Annotated in this window: 14 protein-coding genes; 10 read left to right on the forward strand and 4 right to left on the reverse strand. The window is 66.9% G+C overall.

Going from position 1 to position 17,086, the window contains the following annotated elements; genetic code table 11:
* Positions 1-55: 55 nt before the first annotated feature.
* The gene (locus ABDC78_RS16750) at positions 56-1,588 is read left to right on the forward strand and encodes a leucyl aminopeptidase (RefSeq protein WP_178360017.1); all 1,533 of its coding nucleotides are present in this window, start codon (positions 56-58) and stop codon (positions 1,586-1,588) included.
* 59 nt (positions 1,589-1,647) lie between these two features.
* On the opposite strand, the gene ABDC78_RS16755 is transcribed toward ABDC78_RS16750, so the two are convergent.
* A complete protein-coding gene (locus tag ABDC78_RS16755) occupies positions 1,648-3,279 on the reverse strand; it encodes an SDR family oxidoreductase (RefSeq protein ID WP_178360016.1) in 1,632 nt (543 codons plus the stop codon).
* A gap of 23 nt (positions 3,280-3,302) precedes the next feature.
* The gene (locus ABDC78_RS16760) at positions 3,303-3,659 is read right to left on the reverse strand and encodes an oxidoreductase (protein ID WP_178360015.1); all 357 of its coding nucleotides are present in this window, start codon (positions 3,657-3,659) and stop codon (positions 3,303-3,305) included.
* A 168-nt stretch (positions 3,660-3,827) separates the two neighbouring features.
* Here ABDC78_RS16760 and sucB point away from each other — a divergent pair, with 168 nt between their 5' ends.
* Genes sucB through ABDC78_RS16785 form a run of 5 tightly spaced genes read left to right on the forward strand, consistent with a single transcriptional unit; the run spans position 3,828 to position 8,909 of the window.
* Entirely contained in the window at positions 3,828-5,582 is a 1,755-nt protein-coding gene (gene sucB, locus ABDC78_RS16765; protein ID WP_178360014.1) for a 2-oxoglutarate dehydrogenase, E2 component, dihydrolipoamide succinyltransferase, read from the forward strand.
* 12 nt (positions 5,583-5,594) lie between these two features.
* Positions 5,595-6,506 carry a TIGR01777 family oxidoreductase gene (locus tag ABDC78_RS16770; RefSeq protein ID WP_178360013.1) on the forward strand — a complete coding sequence of 304 codons (912 nt, stop codon included), beginning with the start codon at positions 5,595-5,597 and terminating at the stop codon, positions 6,504-6,506.
* A gap of 18 nt (positions 6,507-6,524) precedes the next feature.
* Positions 6,525-7,223: a lipoyl(octanoyl) transferase LipB gene (lipB, locus tag ABDC78_RS16775; protein WP_178360012.1), complete on the forward strand. Its 699-nt coding sequence runs from the start codon at positions 6,525-6,527 to the stop codon at positions 7,221-7,223.
* Positions 7,220-8,152, forward strand: a complete 933-nt coding sequence (lipA, locus tag ABDC78_RS16780; protein WP_178360011.1) for a lipoyl synthase — start codon at positions 7,220-7,222, stop codon at positions 8,150-8,152. The genes lipB and lipA overlap by 4 nt, the downstream gene beginning before the upstream one ends.
* Positions 8,153-8,156: 4 nt before the next feature.
* Positions 8,157-8,909 (forward strand): DUF4191 domain-containing protein, encoded by a 753-nt coding sequence (locus ABDC78_RS16785; RefSeq protein WP_178360010.1) that lies wholly within the window; start codon positions 8,157-8,159, stop codon positions 8,907-8,909.
* A gap of 6 nt (positions 8,910-8,915) precedes the next feature.
* Here ABDC78_RS16785 and ABDC78_RS16790 read toward each other — a convergent pair whose 3' ends face one another.
* Positions 8,916-9,383, reverse strand: a complete 468-nt coding sequence (locus ABDC78_RS16790; RefSeq protein ID WP_178360009.1) for an RDD family protein — start codon at positions 9,381-9,383, stop codon at positions 8,916-8,918.
* Between the two features lie 147 nt (positions 9,384-9,530).
* Between ABDC78_RS16790 and glnA the strand changes: the two genes are divergently transcribed.
* Positions 9,531-10,967 (forward strand): type I glutamate--ammonia ligase, encoded by a 1,437-nt coding sequence (glnA, locus tag ABDC78_RS16795; protein WP_178360008.1) that lies wholly within the window; start codon positions 9,531-9,533, stop codon positions 10,965-10,967.
* A gap of 113 nt (positions 10,968-11,080) precedes the next feature.
* Here the strand turns inward: glnA and ABDC78_RS16800 are convergent, their stop codons facing one another.
* A complete protein-coding gene (locus ABDC78_RS16800; RefSeq protein ID WP_178360007.1) occupies positions 11,081-12,283 on the reverse strand; it encodes an FAD-dependent monooxygenase in 1,203 nt (400 codons plus the stop codon).
* Positions 12,284-12,381: 98 nt separating this feature from the next.
* Here ABDC78_RS16800 and ABDC78_RS16805 point away from each other — a divergent pair, with 98 nt between their 5' ends.
* From ABDC78_RS16805 to ABDC78_RS16815, 3 genes are all read left to right on the forward strand, one after another.
* Positions 12,382-12,870 (forward strand): MarR family transcriptional regulator, encoded by a 489-nt coding sequence (locus tag ABDC78_RS16805; protein WP_178360006.1) that lies wholly within the window; start codon positions 12,382-12,384, stop codon positions 12,868-12,870.
* Between the two features lie 56 nt (positions 12,871-12,926).
* On the forward strand, positions 12,927-13,370 hold the full coding sequence (locus ABDC78_RS16810) for a DoxX family protein (protein WP_178360005.1): 444 nt from the start codon (positions 12,927-12,929) through the stop codon (positions 13,368-13,370).
* A 164-nt stretch (positions 13,371-13,534) separates the two neighbouring features.
* Entirely contained in the window at positions 13,535-17,083 is a 3,549-nt protein-coding gene (locus ABDC78_RS16815) for an Ig-like domain-containing protein (RefSeq protein ID WP_178360004.1), read from the forward strand.
* Positions 17,084-17,086 lie beyond the last annotated feature (3 nt).

A 17,086-nucleotide genomic window follows, 5' to 3' on the forward strand; every position in this document is an offset into this window, starting at 1 on the left:
GCGTCCCACGACACGCGGCAGCGGTGCCGTGACCCAGTGGATAGGGTGAACCACCGTGAGCACTCCTGCCGGTTACCAGTCCCCCGCCGTCACCGTCGCGAGCGCGTTGCCGAAGCGCAACGTCGCCTCTTCGGTGCTCATCGTGCCCGTCGTCGCCAGCGGCGACCAAAATGGCACTGACGCGGCGGCCAAGGTCGTCGCCAACCCCTACCTCGATGCCGAGGCGGTCGGCGAGATCGAGGCCGCCCTCAACGCGTTGGGCGCCAAGGGCGGTTCGGAACAGTTGACCCGGGTGGTGGCACCGTCGCTGCCGGTGCGAAGCGTGCTGGCGGTCGGTTTGGGCAAGGAACGCGACGAGTGGCCGGCCGAGACGATCCGCCGGGCCGCCGGCGCGGCCGCGCGGTCGCTGACCGGCGTCGAGACCGTCTTCACCACCCTGTCGGACCTCGACCTGCAGGCGGCGATCGAAGGCTTGATCCTGGGCGCCTACCGGTTCACCGACTTCCGCAGCGAGAAGACCGCCCCCAAGGACGCGGGACTGCGCAAGATCACCGCGCTCACCGCCGACACGAAGTCGGCAACGAAGGAGGCGGCAGCCCGCGCGGAGGCGATCGCCACCGCGGTCGCGACCGCCCGGGATTTTGTGAACACTCCGCCGAGCCACCTGTATCCCGCGGAATTCGCCAAACGCGCAAAGGCTTTGGGTGATGCGACGGGCCTCGAGGTGGAGGTGCTCGACGACAAGACCCTCGCCAAGGACGGCTACGGCGGCGTCGTCGGTGTCGGCAAGGGGTCGTCGCGCCCGCCGCGACTGGTACGGCTGACGCACAAGGGCGCCAGGAACAAGAAATCGAAGAAGGTGGCGCTGGTCGGTAAGGGGATCACGTTCGACACCGGCGGTATCTCGATCAAGCCTGCCGCCAACATGCATCACATGACCTCCGACATGGGTGGCGCCGCAGCCGTCATCGCGACGGTGGCGCTGGCTGCCAGGCAGCAGTTGCCGATCGATGTCATCGCGACCGTTCCGATGGCCGAGAACATGCCGTCGGCCACCGCGCAGCGCCCCGGCGATGTACTGACCCAGTACGGCGGCATCACCGTGGAGGTGCTGAACACCGACGCCGAGGGCCGGTTGGTCCTGGCCGATGCCATCGTGCGGGCGTGCGAGGACGAGCCCGACTACCTGATCGAGACCTCGACGCTGACCGGCGCGCAGACGGTGGCACTGGGAGCCCGCACCCCGGGCGTCATGGGCAGCGAGGAGTTCCGCGACCGGGTCGCCGAGATCAGCCAGGGTGTCGGCGAGAACGGCTGGGCGATGCCGCTGCCCGAGGAACTCAAGGACGACCTCAAGTCGACGGTTGCCGACCTGGCCAACGTCAGCGGCTCTCGGTACGCGGGCATGCTGGTCGCGGGAACCTACCTGCGTGAGTTCGTCGCCGACGGTGTGCAGTGGGCCCACATCGACGTCGCGGCCCCTGCGTACAACTCCGGCGGGCCCTGGGGTTACACACCCAAGGGCGGCACCGGGGTGCCGACGCGGACGATGTTCGCGGTCCTGGAGGACATCGCCGAGAACGGCTGATGGGCACAGCCGAGAACGGCTGATGGGCAGAGCCGAGAACGGCTAGCAGCCGAGCGGCCTCACATCACGCTTCCGCCGCGTGCGGCGCTCCGCATCGCAGGCGGCAGCGCGTGAGCGGCGCCGTAGACGAAGTACGCCTCGGGGGTCACCGGCCGGATTGCCTTGTTCGCCGTCACCGCGGCGACGATCGCCTTGGCGACCTTCTCAGGTCCGTAGCGTCGTGCCCCGAACCCCTTGCGCGCCCGTCGGCGAACCGTTTCGGCGTCGTTGCTGCGGGCGTCGGGCAGCGAGAAGCGGGTGGTCTCCACGATGTTGGTGCCGACGACGCCGGGACAGATCGTCGTCAGCCCGATGCCGGCCGTATCCAGTTCCGCACGTAGGCAATCCGAGAACATGTAGACCGCCGCCTTGGACGTGCAATAGGCGTTCATGACGTTCACCGGCACATAGGAGGCCATCGACGCGACATTGACGATGTGTCCTCCGGTCCCCCGTTCGACGAGACGTTTGGCGAACGACCGGCAGCCGTTGACGACACCGCCGAAGTTGATGTCGAGAACCCGATCGAATTCTTCGGCCGGGGTGTCGAGGAAGAAGCCCGCATGGCCGACGCCCGCGTTGTTCACCACCACGTCGGGAACTCCGTGCTCGGCACACACCCGTTCGGCGAACGATTCGACGGCGACCGGATCGGAGACGTCGAGGGTGTAGCTGTGCGCCGCCGCACCGGTGGCGGCGACCAGACGTGCGGTCTCGTCGAGCCCGGCCCGGTCGACGTCGCTGATCACCACGTCGGCCCCCTCCCGGGCGAATGCCACCGCCGTTTCGCGACCGATGCCACTACCGGCGCCGGTCACCGACACCAGAGTGTCGCCGAAGGCTTTACGTTGGCGACCCACCTTGGCGCGCAACAGTTCCCGACTGGCCGGAGCGCCTTCGAGGTGCTCGACGAGTTGGCTGACCGAACGCGCCAGTACCTGCGGGTGCGTATCGGGCGCACGGTGTCCGGCAACGATGTCGCGGCGCCACAACCGTGGCGCCCACGCCGTGATGGCGTCGTAGAAGTGCGGTCGCAGGTAGGGATCGTTCTCACCGACGATGAGCTGTACCGGCACGTCCACCCGGTGGTCGGGCCGGGCTCTGTTGAGCGTGGTGACGAAGTTGGCGCGGTACATCTTCACCGGAACCGAACGGGGCACCATCAACACCAACCGCCCGGCTTGGCTGAGCCCCTTCAGGAATCGCCGGGGACGGTACGGCCGGCTCAACGTGTCGACGATGTAGCGATTGACGTGATCGTGGCTCGGTCCCGAAACCGAGGTGAACGAGGCGACGCGCTCGGCGGCCTCGGGGCGGGCGAGGAACTCCCAGACTCCTGTTGATCCCCAGTCGTGGGCGAGCACGTGCACGGCGTGCTCGTCGGACACGGCGTCGACGACAGCGGCGAAGTCGTCGGCGAAGCGCGCCATGCGATATGCCGAAGTACGTTTGGGCGCAGTGGAACCACCCGCTCCACGGTTGTCGTAGCGCACGATCCGGAACTTGTCCGCCAGTAGCGGCACCACCGCATCCCAGAGCACATGGGAGTCGGGGTGACCGTGGACCATCACCAGCGTGGGTCCGTCAGGGTTGCCCTCTTCGTACACGGCGATCTGGACGCCGTCGCTGCTCTCGACACACCGCTGGGTCATGACACCTCCGCGAGCGGACACTACTAGCGGTCGTCGAGCTCCTCGCGCAGGGCACGCTTTCGCTGAATCCGCGCACGGGCGTCGTAGTCGCGCATGCGCTGCGGGTAACCGACCTTCTGGACGTCGTACACCGGGATCTTCAAGCGGTCGCTCAGCCGACGCGCTCCGCGGTCGCCCCCGGCCTTGCGCCGAGTCCATTCACCGTCGGCAGCAACCAGCACGACGGTGACCTCGGTGACCGTCGTCTTCGGTTCGATGAACGCCTCGACGCCGTTGTGCTCCGCGACCCACTGCTGCAGATAGCGGAGATCGGAAGCCGGACCGCCGGATGCGGCGCCGCTCCCGCCGCGTCGGCGTCGAAGCTTGTCGAACAGTCCCACCTGGGTTGGCTCCTTCCGGCTTACCCGCGCTCAGTGCTTTCATTGCATTCTTTTCGATAGTGCCAGAGCAGCCAGTACCCCCGTCCGCGACGAAACGTGAGAGCGGACGTGACAGGATGGGAACCGACACTTCGATCACCTCAGACCGTGCAAGGGAGCCACGACACAATGGCCATCTCCGTCCAGATGCCCGCACTCGGTGAGAGCGTTACCGAGGGGACAGTGACCCGCTGGCTCAAGCAAGAGGGAGACACGGTCGCGGAGGACGAGCCGCTGCTGGAAGTGTCGACCGACAAGGTCGACACAGAGATCCCGTCACCGGCCGCCGGTGTGTTGAAGAAGATCGTGGCCCAGGAGGACGACACCGTCGAGGTCGGTGGCGAGCTGGCGGTGATCGGTGATGCCGACGACGACGGCGACAGCGGTGACGGTGATGACGCTGCCCCCGCCGAGGAGCCTGAAGCCGAACCCGAGGAGCCTGAAGCCGAGGCTGAGGCAGAACCCGAGTCGGAGCCCGAGCCGGAGTCCAAGCCCGCCGCGAAGAAATCCAGCTCGTCAGGTTCGGCCACCCCGGTGAACATGCCTGAACTGGGCGAGTCGGTCACCGAGGGAACGGTGACCCGCTGGCTGAAGAAGGTCGGAGACAGCGTCGAGGTCGACGAGCCGCTTGTCGAGGTCTCCACCGACAAGGTCGATACCGAGATCCCGTCTCCGGTGGCCGGCACCTTGGTCTCCATCACCGCCGAAGAGGATGACACCGTCGAGGTGGGCGGCGAGCTGGGCAAGATCGGCGACGCCGATGCTTCGAGCGCTGAGGAGCCGGAACCCGAACCAGAGCCCGAACCGGAGCCGGAGCCGGAAGCCAAGCCGGAACCGAAATCCGAGCCCAAGCCGGAACCCAAGCCCGAGCCCAAGCCGGAACCCAAGTCCGAGCCCGCGCCTGCTGCGGCCGAAAGCTCGTCCAGCGGCGACAGCGGTCCGTACGTCACCCCGTTGGTCCGCAAGCTGGCCAACGAGCACGGTGTCGAACTCACCTCCGTCAAGGGCACCGGCGTGGGGGGCCGGATTCGCAAGCAGGACGTTCTTGCGGCAGCCGACGAGAAGAAAGCCGCAAAGGACACGCCCAAAGCGGAGCCTGCCACCGAAGCTCCCGCCAAGGCTTCCTCGGCCGCACCTCCTCCGGAGGCGGCGCTGGCCCATCTGCGCGGAACCAAGCAGAAGGCCAACCGGATCCGTCAGATCACCGCGAAGAAGACGCGCGAATCGCTGCAGACGACAGCGCAGTTGACGCAGACCCACGAGGTCGACATGACGAAGATCGTGTCGCTGCGGTCGAAGGCGAAAGCGAAGTTCGCCGAGCGCGAGGGTGTCAATCTGACGTACCTGCCGTTCATCGCCCGAGCGGTGATCGACGCGTTGAAGATCCACCCGAACGTCAATGCGAGCTACGACGAGGACGCCAAGGAGCTCACCTACTACGACGCCGAGCATCTCGGCTTCGCGGTCGACACCGAGCAGGGTCTGCTCTCGCCGGTGATCAAGAACGCCGGTGACCTTTCCCTGGGCGGGCTGGCGCGGGCCATCGCCGACATCGCGGCACGGGCTCGCTCGGGTGATCTCAAACCCGACGAACTGTCCGGCGGCACCTTCACCATCACCAACATCGGCAGCCAGGGTGCGCTGTTCGACACACCGATCCTGGTTCCGCCGCAAGCGGCGATGCTGGGCACCGGGGCGATCGTCAAGCGGCCGCGGGTGATCGTCGACGAGTTCGGCAACGAGTCGATCGGTGTGCGGTCGGTGTGCTACCTGCCGCTGACCTACGACCACCGCCTCATCGACGGCGCCGATGCCGGTCGCTTCGTCACCACGATCAAACGGCGTCTCGAAGAGGGTGCGTTCGAGGCAGATCTGGGTCTGTAGCGCGCTGTGTCGATGCCATCGGATTCGATCGTCGCCATCGCGGGATCCTCGGGTCTGATCGGTACGGCGTTGGTCTACGCGCTCCGCGCCACCGACCGCCGGGTACTGCGCATCGTGCGACGGGCACCGTCGAACGCCGACGAGGTGTACTGGGATCCCGCCAGCGGCGAGTTCGATCCGGGGGCGCTGCGCGGGGTGGGTGCCGTCGTCAACATGTGCGGGGTGAACGTCGGCCAGAAGCGATGGTCCGGGGCGTTCAAGCAGAGTCTGCGAGACAGTCGCATCGGCCCCACCGAGGTGCTCTCGAGCGCCGTCGTCGACGCCGGAGTACCCGTGCTGGTCAATGCGAGCGCGGTGGGTTACTACGGCGACGCCGGCAGCCATCCGGTCGACGAGACGGCGCCTCCCGGACGCAACTTCCTCGCCAGGCTCACTGTCGACTGGGAGGCCGCGACCGCTTCGGCGGCGCGCGCCGGGGTGCGGGTGGTGCTGGCCCGCACCGGCCTGGTGATGGCTCCGTCGGGAGGCATGCTGGGCCGACTCAAACCGCTGTTCTCGCTGGGTCTGGGCGCGCGACTCGGGAACGGGCGTCAGTACCTGCCCTGGATCAGCCTCGAGGACCAGGTGCGCGCCCTGCTGTTCGCCATCAGCCACGACGAACTGGCCGGCCCGGTCAACTTCACCGGACCTGCGCCGGTCACCAACGCCGAATTCACCACCGCACTCGGGCGCACCGCCAACCGTCCCACGCTGCTGGCGGTTCCCGGATTCGCGCTGCGAACGGTGTTCGGCGAGTTCGCCGACGAAGGCCTGCTCGGCGGTCAGCGGGCCATTCCTGCGGAACTGGAGCGCGCCGGCTTCCAGTTCCACCACAACACCATCGGCGAAGCCCTGGCGTTCGCCACCGCCCCCAAAGGCGACTGAGGAGTACCGTCGACATCCATGGCGGCATCGATCCGGTCCGGCAACGGACCCGTTGAGGTCAGGCGGCTCGGCACCGTCGACTACCAGACGGCGTGGGACCTGCAACGCGAACTGGCAGACGCTCGCGTCGCGGGCGGTCCGGACACCCTGCTGCTGCTTCAGCATCCCCCGGTGTACACCGCCGGTCGGCGCACCCTGGCCGAGGAGCGCCCCGCCGACGGCACCCCCGTCGTCGATACCGACCGGGGCGGCAAGATCACCTGGCACGGCCCCGGGCAATTGGTCGGATACCCGATCATCGGACTGGCCGAGCCGCTCGATGTCGTGAATTTCGTTCGGCGGCTTGAAGAGTCGTTGATCACCGTGTGTGCCGATCTGGGTCTGCCGACGAGTCGCGTCGAGGGAAGGTCCGGGGTGTGGGTGGCGGGCGACGACGTGCGTCCGGCGCGAAAGGTCGGGGCCATCGGCATCCGGGTGGCACGGGCGACCACGCTGCACGGCTTCGCGCTGAACTGTGACTGCGACCTCGGCGCGTTCGGATCGATCGTGCCGTGCGGCATCGCCGACGCGGGCGTGACATCGCTGACCGCCGAACTCAGCCACCCGGTCGGCGTCGCGGACGTCATGGACCGGGTGGCCGATGCGGTGCTGGACGCGCTCGACGGCCGCATCGCGGTCGGTGCCGGCCCGGGTGCGCGCGTAGAATCGGCACAGTGACTATCGCTCCTGACGGCCGGAAGCTACTGCGTCTCGAAGTGCGTAATGCGCAGACGCCGATCGAGCGCAAACCCCCGTGGATCAAGACCAGGGCCAAGATGGGTCCGGAGTACAAAGAGCTCAAGAACCTGGTGAAGCGCGAGGGTTTGCACACGGTCTGCGAGGAAGCCGGCTGCCCCAACATCTTCGAGTGCTGGGAAGACCGCGAGGCCACCTTCCTCATCGGCGGCGAGCAGTGCACCCGACGCTGCGACTTCTGCCAGATCGACACCGGCAAACCCGCTGACCTCGACCGCGACGAGCCCCGCCGGGTCGCCGAGAGCGTGCAGGCCATGGGGCTGCGCTACTCCACCGTGACCGGCGTCGCCCGTGACGACCTGCCCGACGGCGGCGCCTGGCTGTACGCCGAGACGGTCCGGCAGATCAAGGCGCTGAACCCCAACACCGGCGTGGAACTACTGATCCCGGACTTCAACGCCGACCCCGCACTGCTCGCGCAGGTCTTCGAATCACGCCCGGAAGTGTTGGCACACAACGTCGAGACGGTCCCGCGGATCTTCAAGCGGATCCGACCGGGCTTCCGCTACGACCGCAGCCTCTCGGTGATCACGATGGCCCGCGATGACGGGTTGGTGACCAAGAGCAACCTCATCCTCGGCATGGGCGAGACACCCGAGGAGGTTCGCGACGCGCTGCGTGACCTGCACGATGCGGGTTGCGACATCGTCACCATCACGCAGTACCTGCGGCCGTCGGCCCGTCACCATCCGGTCGAGCGGTGGGTGCACCCGGACGAGTTCGTCGAGCACGAGCAGTTCGCGGCGGGCATCGGCTTCGCCGGCGTGCTGGCCGGCCCACTGGTCCGATCCTCGTATCGGGCCGGCAAGTTGTATGCGCAGACAGCGGCGTCCCGGCCCGCCGTATCCTGAACGAATGGCGAAAACGCGTAACCCCGCTGAGGTGAAGGCGGCCAAGGCCGAAGCGAAGGCCACCCGCAAGGCGGCCTCCAAGCAGCGCCGCAGCCAGCTGTGGCAGGCGTTCCAGATTCAGCGCAAAGAGGACAAGCGGCTACTGCCGTACATGATCGGTGCATTTGTGCTGATCGTCGGCGCGTCAGTGGCTGTCGGGCTCTTCGCCGGTGGGTTCACGATGTTCATGATGATCCCGCTCGGCGTGCTCCTCGGGGGCCTGGTGGCGTTCATCATCTTCGGCCGCCGCGCCCAGAAGGCGGTGTACCGCAAGGCCGAGGGACAGACCGGGGCCGCGGCGTGGGCGCTGGAGAACCTGCGCGGCAAGTGGCGGGTCACCCCTGGAGTCGCGGCCACCGGTCACTTCGACGCCGTGCACCGCGTGATCGGCCGGCCGGGCGTGATCTTCGTCGGTGAGGGTTCCGCCTCCCGCGTCAAGCCCTTGCTCGCCCAGGAGAAGAAGCGCACCGCCCGACTCGTCGGCGACGTCCCGATCTACGACATCGTGATCGGCAACGGCGAGGGTGAGGTGCCGCTGTCCAAGCTCGAACGGCACCTGACGAAGCTGCCGTCCAACATCACCGTCAAGCAGATGGATTCGCTCGAGTCCAAGCTCGTGGCGCTCGGGAGCAAGATCGGCCCGGCGGCGATGCCGAAGGGGCCACTGCCTGCGCAGGCCAAGATGCGCGGCGTCCAGCGCACCGTCCGGCGCAAGTGACGACCGTCAGCGCCTGACGACGGCGGTCTTGGTCGCCAGGTCGTGCAGGCCACGCAGATCGGAGTCGGTGAACAGGGCCGGGATGACGAGCGTGAGCAATAGCCCCCGGCCCAGCGCCCGTCCGGAGCCCACATGCGCGCGGTTGTCGACCGACACCACCTTCAAGCCCAGCGCCAGCTGACCCGGGGTGAAGCCGAACAGTCGCACCGAGATGACGCTCAGCACCAACCAGACGACCAGCACGGCAGTAGAAAGCATCGACAGGCTCACCAGGCCGGCTGTCATCGCCAGCGCGGCCAGCCCGTAGCAGACCAGCCAGTCGACACACAGCGCGCCGATGCGGCGGCCGAACCGGGCGATGGAGTCGGACCCCGTCTGCGGCAGCCCGAGGCGCTCACCCGGGTACGCCCCAGGCTCGGGGGTGCTGGGACCCGACAGCCACGAACCCAAACCGGAACCAGTTGCGCGGGCCATCCAGCCAGGATAAGTGTCTGCCAGAAGTGCGCAGGCAGAGGTACGGAGAAGGCCATGCGTAACGTCGGCGCAACATATGGTTGACAGCAGTGCAACATCGACTCCATAGCGTCGACGCGGGCCTACCACAAATAAGGAGACCAATCAGTGGCTGAAAAGACTGCCGACGACATCATCAAGCAGATCAAGGACGAGAAGGTCGAGTACGTCGACATCCGGTTCTGCGACCTGCCTGGCGTCGTCCAGCACTTCTCGATCCCGGCTTCGGCGTTCGACGAGAGCGTGTTCGAGGACGGCCTCGCATTCGACGGTTCGTCGGTGCGTGGGTTCCAGTCCATTCACGAGTCGGACATGATGTTGCTGCCCGATCCCGAGACCGCACAGATCGATCCGTTCCGTGCCGCGAAGACGCTCAACCTCAATTTCTTCGTCCACGATCCGTTCACCCGCGAGGCGTACTCGCGTGACCCGCGCAACGTCGCCCGCAAGGCCGAGAACTACCTGGCCAGCACGGGCATCGCGGACACCTGCTTCTTCGGCGCCGAGGCCGAGTTCTACATCTTCGACTCGGTGGCCTTCGACTCGAAGATGAACGGCACCTTCTACGAGGTCGATTCGGAGTCGGGTTGGTGGAATTCCGGCGAGCCGTTCGAGGCCGACGGAAGCCCCAACCGCGGCTACAAGGTGCGCCCCAAGGGCGGCTACTTCCCCGTCGCCCCGTACGACCACTACGTCGACCTGCGCGACGAGATGGCCACCAACCTGATCAACGCGGGCTTTGTGCTCGAGCGTGGCCATCACGAGGTCGGCACCGCCGGCCAGGCCGAGATCAACTACAAGTTCAACACGCTGCTGCACGCGGCCGATGACGTGTTGCTGTTCAAATACATCATCAAGAACACCGCGTGGGCCAACGGCAAGACCGTCACGTTCATGCCGAAGCCGCTGTTCGGCGACAACGGTTCGGGCATGCACGCCCACCAGTCGCTGTGGAAGGACGGCAAGCCGCTGTTCCACGACGAGTCGGGCTACGCCGGTCTGTCGGACATGGCGCGCCACTACATCGGCGGCATCCTGCACCACGCGCCGTCGCTGCTGGCGTTCACCAATCCGACGGTGAACTCCTACAAGCGCCTGGTGCCGGGCTATGAGGCGCCGATCAACCTGGTGTACAGCCAGCGCAACCGCTCGGCGTGTGTGCGTATCCCGATCACGGGCAACAACCCGAAGGCCAAGCGTCTCGAGTTCCGTTGCCCCGACAGTTCGGGCAACCCGTACCTGGCGTTCGCGGCCATGCTGATGGCCGGCATCGACGGCATCAAGAAGAAGATCGAACCGTTGGCTCCGGTCGACAAGGATCTCTACGAGTTGCCGCCCGAGGAGGCCGCCAACATTCCGCAGGCGCCGACGTCGCTCTCGGCGGTGATCGACAAGCTCGAGGAGGACCACGAATACCTCACCGAGGGAGGCGTGTTCACCAACGACCTGATCGAGACGTGGATCTCGTTCAAGCGGGAGAACGAGATCATGCCGATCCAGATCCGGCCTCACCCGTACGAGTTCAGCCTGTACTACGACGTTTAGTCGGCACCGCCGACGCGACGTCTAGTCGGCACCGCCGACGCGACGTTTAGTCGGCACCACGACGAGCCCATCCCTTCGGCGATCACCGCCGAAGAGGTGGGCTCGTCGGCGTTTCAGCGTGCCGGTGGGTAGTCGGGTAGCCGCGTGCCGTCGGCCGCGACGTGGACGAGTCGCTTGCCGAGCAGATTCATCACGGCTCGACCGGCGGGGCTCGCGACGATCCGCGCCCCCGCGTGCAGAGCGCCGATGCCTCTGCGGGACTGCGGATTCGCCCGCCGCAGCACACTCATCCGAACGGGTGGGGTGGCGTCGGCCTGTCGACGCATGAATGCTTCGTAGCGATCGAGGCCGACGCGCAGATCGTCGGTGCGGGCCAGTTCTCCGGCCAGGACGTAGGCCCCGATGAGAGCCAGGCTGGTGCCGCCCCCTCCGAAGGTGGCGTTGCAGAACGCGGCGTCGCCGAGCAGCGTGACGCGGCCCCTGCTCCATTCGCCGGCGCGCACCTGGCCGACCGCAGAGAAGTACATCGGGGCGCCTTCGTCGAGTTCGGCGAGCACCCGCGGCGCCGCGCCGCCGACATCGGCGAAGGTTCGTTTGAGGATGGCGATCTGGTCGGTCGACTCCAGGTCCTCGAGACCGCGCACCTCGGAGATGAAGGTCAGGATCGCGCGGGTGGTGCCGAGGTTGTCCGGTCGCAGGTGCACGGCGCGCGAACCGGTGGCGTGCTGCCAGTTCCACCACTGGCCGTCGGTGTCGTCGCGGGCCAGGGTGACGTAGGCGAAGTACATGCCCAGGTCGTTGACGTCGGCCGACGTGACGAACCTGCGCGACCGGGAACGCAATCCCTCGGCGATGACCACGAGGTCGGCGTCGATCGTCGTGCCGTCACTCACAGTGACCGTTGTCACGTCGCCCCGATCGGTCAGATCGACGATCTGGGTGTCGAAGCGATATTCGGTGCTGTTGCAAGTGTGCTCGATCAGGATGCGGGACAGCTCTCCGCGTAGGATCTCGACTTCCGCTGTGGGACCGTCGATTTCACCGGGCGCACTCACGGGGAACGACGCTGCCGGCGAGCCGTCTGCCCGCAGGAAGCGCATTCCCACTTCCCCGGTGTTGGCTGCGAGGAGATCGTCCTCGATGCCCATTCGGCGGGCGACCTCCCGCGCCGCTCCGCGCACATCGATGTTCTGTCCTTCATCACGTCGCTCAGGGAAGCGCTCGATGACGGTGGTCCGCCATCCACGGGCGGCGAGTTGATGGGCCACTGCGGGGCCGGCGATGCCGGCCCCGGAGATGACGGCGTGGCGAGTCACGAAGGTTGATCCCGTCCTGGAGTTCGAGTCTGATTTATAGTGTCTAACTAGATTACCGAAATACACGTTATTCGAAACATCTGCACAGGGAGTTCACGGTGGATCACCCGCGCGACGCGTCCGGGCACTGGCTGGCCGGACTCAGTGACCCCATGTTGTCCATGCGGGGATTCCTCACCGCCCACGACGAGTTGCAGCGACGGCAGGCACGGCGGATGGGGCTCAACGCCACCGACATGCAGGCCCTGCGACTACTCGACCTCCACGGTCCGTTGGGGCCCAGCGAGTTGGCCCGCCGCCTGGACCTGCGATCCGCTTCGGTCACGGTGCTGCTGGATCGCCTTGCGGCGGAGGGATTCATCGAGCGCATCCGCAGCGATCACGACCGGCGACGTGTCAGCGTGCGCGTCCTGCCACACGCGGTCGATCTGCTCTTCGACACCTGGGCGCCGATCGTGCGTGCCATCGACGATGTCGGGCACAGCCTCTCGCCGACACAACAGCGGGCCGTCTGCCTTTTTCTGGACCAGATCACCGCCGTCGTCGAACGCAGCGCCACCGAATCCAACCCTGCCGTGACGGACTGAAGAACTTTCGCCGCAGGGACATACGGACCGCGGTCCGCAGCGGTAGGCTCCCAGCCATGACACAGAAACTGGACGCTCGACTGGCCGGCGTCTCCTCCCCCGTGTTGAGCATCTTCCGCGTCGTGCTCGGGTTGTTGTTCGCGCTGCACGGCACCATGAAGCTGTTCGGCTGGCCGCTCGGCGAGGCCGTCCCGGTCGGCACCTGGCCGTACTGGTGGGCCGGCGTGATCGAGTTGGTCACCGGCGTGCTGATCACCGTCGGGTTCTTCACCCGGATCGCCGCGTTGCTCGCCGCCGGACAGATGGCGGTGGCCTACTTCTGGCAGCACTGGGCAATCCTCGGCGGCGAGCCGGCAAGCTTCTGGCCGTTCCCCAACGGTGGCAACGGCGGCGAGACGGCCATCCTGTTTTGCTTCGGCTTCCTGCTGCTGGCAACAACAGGGGCGGGCGCGTGGTCGGTCGACGGGCGGCGTCGGGGGTCGGTAGCCACCCGATTCTGAAATAGCATTTTGCTGCTGCATGCTCCCGGCTCGAGAGCTGCCGATGGCGTCCGGGTTTGCAGGCCGGCCGCGATCCAATATCGGCAAAGCACCAGTACCGTGGCTCGCAGCCTGCATAGGATGACCCCTTAATTGACCGTGAGGATAATTATCGGGGGCTGGCCATGGGGTATGCACGAAATGTCGGACGGATCGGTGCGTTGGCGGTCGCCTTGGGGGTGGGACTCGGCCTGGGAACCGCGCCCGGGGTTGCGTTAGCCGACGACACCGGGGGCGCTGCGGATTCGTCGGCCGGAGAATCGTCGCCGAGTGCCGCGGCCACTTCCAAGCGTGCACCCGCGGCGGACACAAAGAACGCGACGGACACGACGGACGCGGATTCCGACGACTCCGGGGACGGCACCACTGCCGGTGATGACGAGGACACCGACACCGTCGACGAGGTCGCCGAATCGCAGGAGCCGCCACAGTCGGACGACGACCATGACGGGCCACGGAGAAAGCGGTCAGCGGCCCTCTCACCCGAGGCCACACCCCAGCACGACGACGATGAGCCCGTTGATGCGCCCGAACCCGAAGCACCCGTGCAGAATCCAGCGCCCGCCAAGGCTGCCCCGGCTCCGCTGGAAGTGAGCGCACCACCAGCCGAACCTGCGGGGACCGCCTCGGGCCAGGCTCCGCTCGTAGCGCCCAGCGCAGCGTCGGCCGCCGTCGCCCTGCCCTCCGTTGTGGCGCCGCTACTGGGTGCCACCGGCGGACCGGCGGAGATGCCGGTTGACTCGCCTGCCCTGTGGGTCCTGATGGCTGCCGCCCGCCGTCAGATCGGCCAGACCGATCCCGCCACGCTCACCACACCGACCGGGGGTGCGGTCACGACCGCGCTGCTGACACCAGAACAGGCCGCGGTCATCACCCGAGCGGGCGACATCGTGGTCGGCGAGAACCCGACCGACGTGGTGGCCACCGATACCCGCGCCTACGTCGCCGACTCCGGCAGCAATTCGATCAGCGTCCTCGACACCCTCAACGGCACCGTGCTGCAGACGATTTCGCTGAAGTCCGCGCCGACCATGCTGGCGATCACCCCCGACGGGGACCGTGTCTACGCCACCAGTGCGGAGGCCGGCACCGTGTCGGTGATCGACACGGCCACGTTCTCGGTGATCAGGACCATCAATGTCGGCGACACTCCCACCGGTATCGCGGTCGATCCCGACGGCACCAGGGTCTACGTCGTCAACAGCGGCGACGGCACGGTGTCGAAGATCAGCACAGCACTCAACTGGATCGTCGGCACGGTCTACGGAGTGGGCACGGGGGTCTCGTCGATCGCGATCAGCGCCGACGGCTCCAGGATCTACACCACGAGCAACGCCACCGGCGACGTGTCGTACTTCTCGCCGTATTCACTGTCGGCGGGCACCATCTCCGGCGTCACACCCGGATCGCTGGGATTGGCCTTCAACGCCGACGGATCGCGTGTCTTCGTGGCGGACCCGACGGGCAGCATCCGGATCATCGACTCGACCTCCCGTCAGGTCATCGACAGTATCCCGGTCGCTGTGGGCGTGCCGTACGACGTGGCGGTCAGCGCTGACGGTACGACGTTGTTCGTCGCCAGGAGCGACGACGGGAAACTGTCGGTCTACGACATCGCCACCAGAGCCGAATTGACGACGATCGTCGCGAATCCCTACCTCATCGGGGGGCCTCCGGCAATCGCTTTGAGTTCGGATGGGGCACAGCTGTATTGGACGGACTTCAGCTCCGACCGCATCCACGTGATCTCACTGATAGCGCCGAACGTCGACCCGATCGCCGCAGCGCCGGTGGTCAACGCCCCCGACGCTTCCGGTGTGGTCACCGGATCGGTGGTGGTGGTCGATCCTGATGGCGACCCGCTGACACACACCGTGAGTACACCGGGCAAGGGCAGTGTGACCGTCACCCAGAGCAACGGAGTGTTCTCGTTCACCTACACCCCCACCGCCGCAGCACGCCACGCGGCCGCGGCGACCAACGCTCCGGACGGCGCCACACAGGACACCTTCACGCTGACGGTCAGCGACGGTTACCGCGGTGTCGTCACGGTGCCGGTCACCGTGGTGATCGCGCCTGCCAACACGTCACCGACCGCCACTGCCAGAGCCCTCTCATCGTGGTTCAGCGCCAACGTCATCGTCACCGTCACCGGTAAAGACGCCGACAAGGACGCGCTGACCTACACCGCGTCGACCACCGCCAAGGGCGGCACCGTGGTGACCAACGGAAAAGGCACCTTCACCTACACCCCCACCGCGGCCGCACGGCATGCGGCGGCGAACAGCAATGCCACCGAGGCCGACAAGCAGGACACCTTCGTGGTCACTGTCGACGACGGCCACGGCGGCGTTACGCCCCTCACGGTGACGGTGCAGATCAAACCCGGCAATGCGGCACCCACCGCGACGGCAAGAGCCAGCTCATCGTGGTTCAGCGACAAGGTTTTTGTCACCGTCACGAGCAAGGACACCGACAAGGATGCGCTGACCTACACCGCGTCGGCGACCGCACTGGGCGGAACCGTGGTGGCAGGTACGCGCGGCCGATTCACCTACACCCCGACCGCAGCAGCCCGGCACGCCGCCGCAGCGGACGATGCCACCGAGGACGCCACGCAGGACACATTCGACGTCACCGTCGACGACGGCCACGGCGGCATCACCACCGTCACGGTCACCGTGAAGGTCAAGCCCGTCAACTCCGCTCCGGCGCGCGCCTCGGTCACCGATGTTTTCACCAACCCGAACAGCGGTCTGGTGACCGGCAGGATCACCACGACCGATGCCGACGACGACGAATTGCGTTATGACACCGCATCGGTCACAAACAAGGGCCAGGTCACGATCGACAGCGACGGAACCTTCGCCTACACCCCCACCGACGACGCCAGGGCCGCGGCCAGTAGGCGATTCGCGCCCCCGTGGGACAGGACAGACAGCTTCCGCGTCACCATCAAGGACGGTCACGGGGGCATCAGAACCCTGACTGTCCGGGTCGACATCGCACCGCTGGGACATCAGAATCAAGCGCCGACCAATGGGAATTCTGTTGCCAGTCAACCGCAGTGGGCCAGCGGTAAGGTGACAGGCGTGGTGACCGCGATCGACACCGAGCGAGATCCGCTGACCTACACAGGTTCAGGTCTGACGAGCAAGGGCAGTGTGATCGTCAACGCCCTCGGCACATTCGTGTACACACCCAGCGATGCGGCCCGGCACCGGGCGAACGCCGACGATGCGACCCCGGCGGACAAAGTCGACGAGTTCACCGTCACCGTGCTCGACGGAAACGGCGGCGCGCTGGCCGTGCCGGTGACCGTCGAAATCGGGCCATCGTTGAACCGGCCGCCCACCAATGGGTCATACACTGCGGCGGCCAACCTGGTCACCGGCGTGGTGATCGGCGGCGCGACCGCGACCGACGCCAACAACGACCCCCTGACCTTCACCGGCAGCACCACGACCTCCAAGGGCAGCGTCGTCGTCGACACCGACGGTGGCTTCGAGTACACGCCGACCGAGGCCGCCCGCCTGGCCGCCGCGGCCCTCGGCGCTCCCCTTGCGGACAGGCAGGACAACTTCACTGTCTTCGTCAAGGACGGTCACGGCGGCACTCTGGCGATCCCGGTCACCGTGCCGGTCGTGGGTGCGAGCGCAGGGCTCGGGCTGTAGCGC

This window comes from Mycobacterium sp. DL (assembly GCF_039729195.1).
Taxonomy (GTDB): Bacteria; Actinomycetota; Actinomycetes; order Mycobacteriales; family Mycobacteriaceae; genus Mycobacterium; species Mycobacterium hippocampi_A.

Coding starts and splice junctions, on each gene's coding strand:
- ABDC78_RS16815 (WP_178360004.1), top strand. CDS start 13,535: ATGGGGTATGCACGAAATGTCGGACGGATCGGTGCGTTGGCGGTCGCC.
- ABDC78_RS16790 (WP_178360009.1), bottom strand. CDS start 9,383: ATGGCCCGCGCAACTGGTTCCGGTTTGGGTTCGTGGCTGTCGGGTCCC.
- ABDC78_RS16770 (WP_178360013.1), top strand. CDS start 5,595: ATGCCATCGGATTCGATCGTCGCCATCGCGGGATCCTCGGGTCTGATC.
- ABDC78_RS16810 (WP_178360005.1), top strand. CDS start 12,927: ATGACACAGAAACTGGACGCTCGACTGGCCGGCGTCTCCTCCCCCGTG.
- lipB (WP_178360012.1), top strand. CDS start 6,525: ATGGCGGCATCGATCCGGTCCGGCAACGGACCCGTTGAGGTCAGGCGG.
- ABDC78_RS16785 (WP_178360010.1), top strand. CDS start 8,157: ATGGCGAAAACGCGTAACCCCGCTGAGGTGAAGGCGGCCAAGGCCGAA.
- ABDC78_RS16755 (WP_178360016.1), bottom strand. CDS start 3,279: ATGACCCAGCGGTGTGTCGAGAGCAGCGACGGCGTCCAGATCGCCGTG.
- sucB (WP_178360014.1), top strand. CDS start 3,828: ATGGCCATCTCCGTCCAGATGCCCGCACTCGGTGAGAGCGTTACCGAG.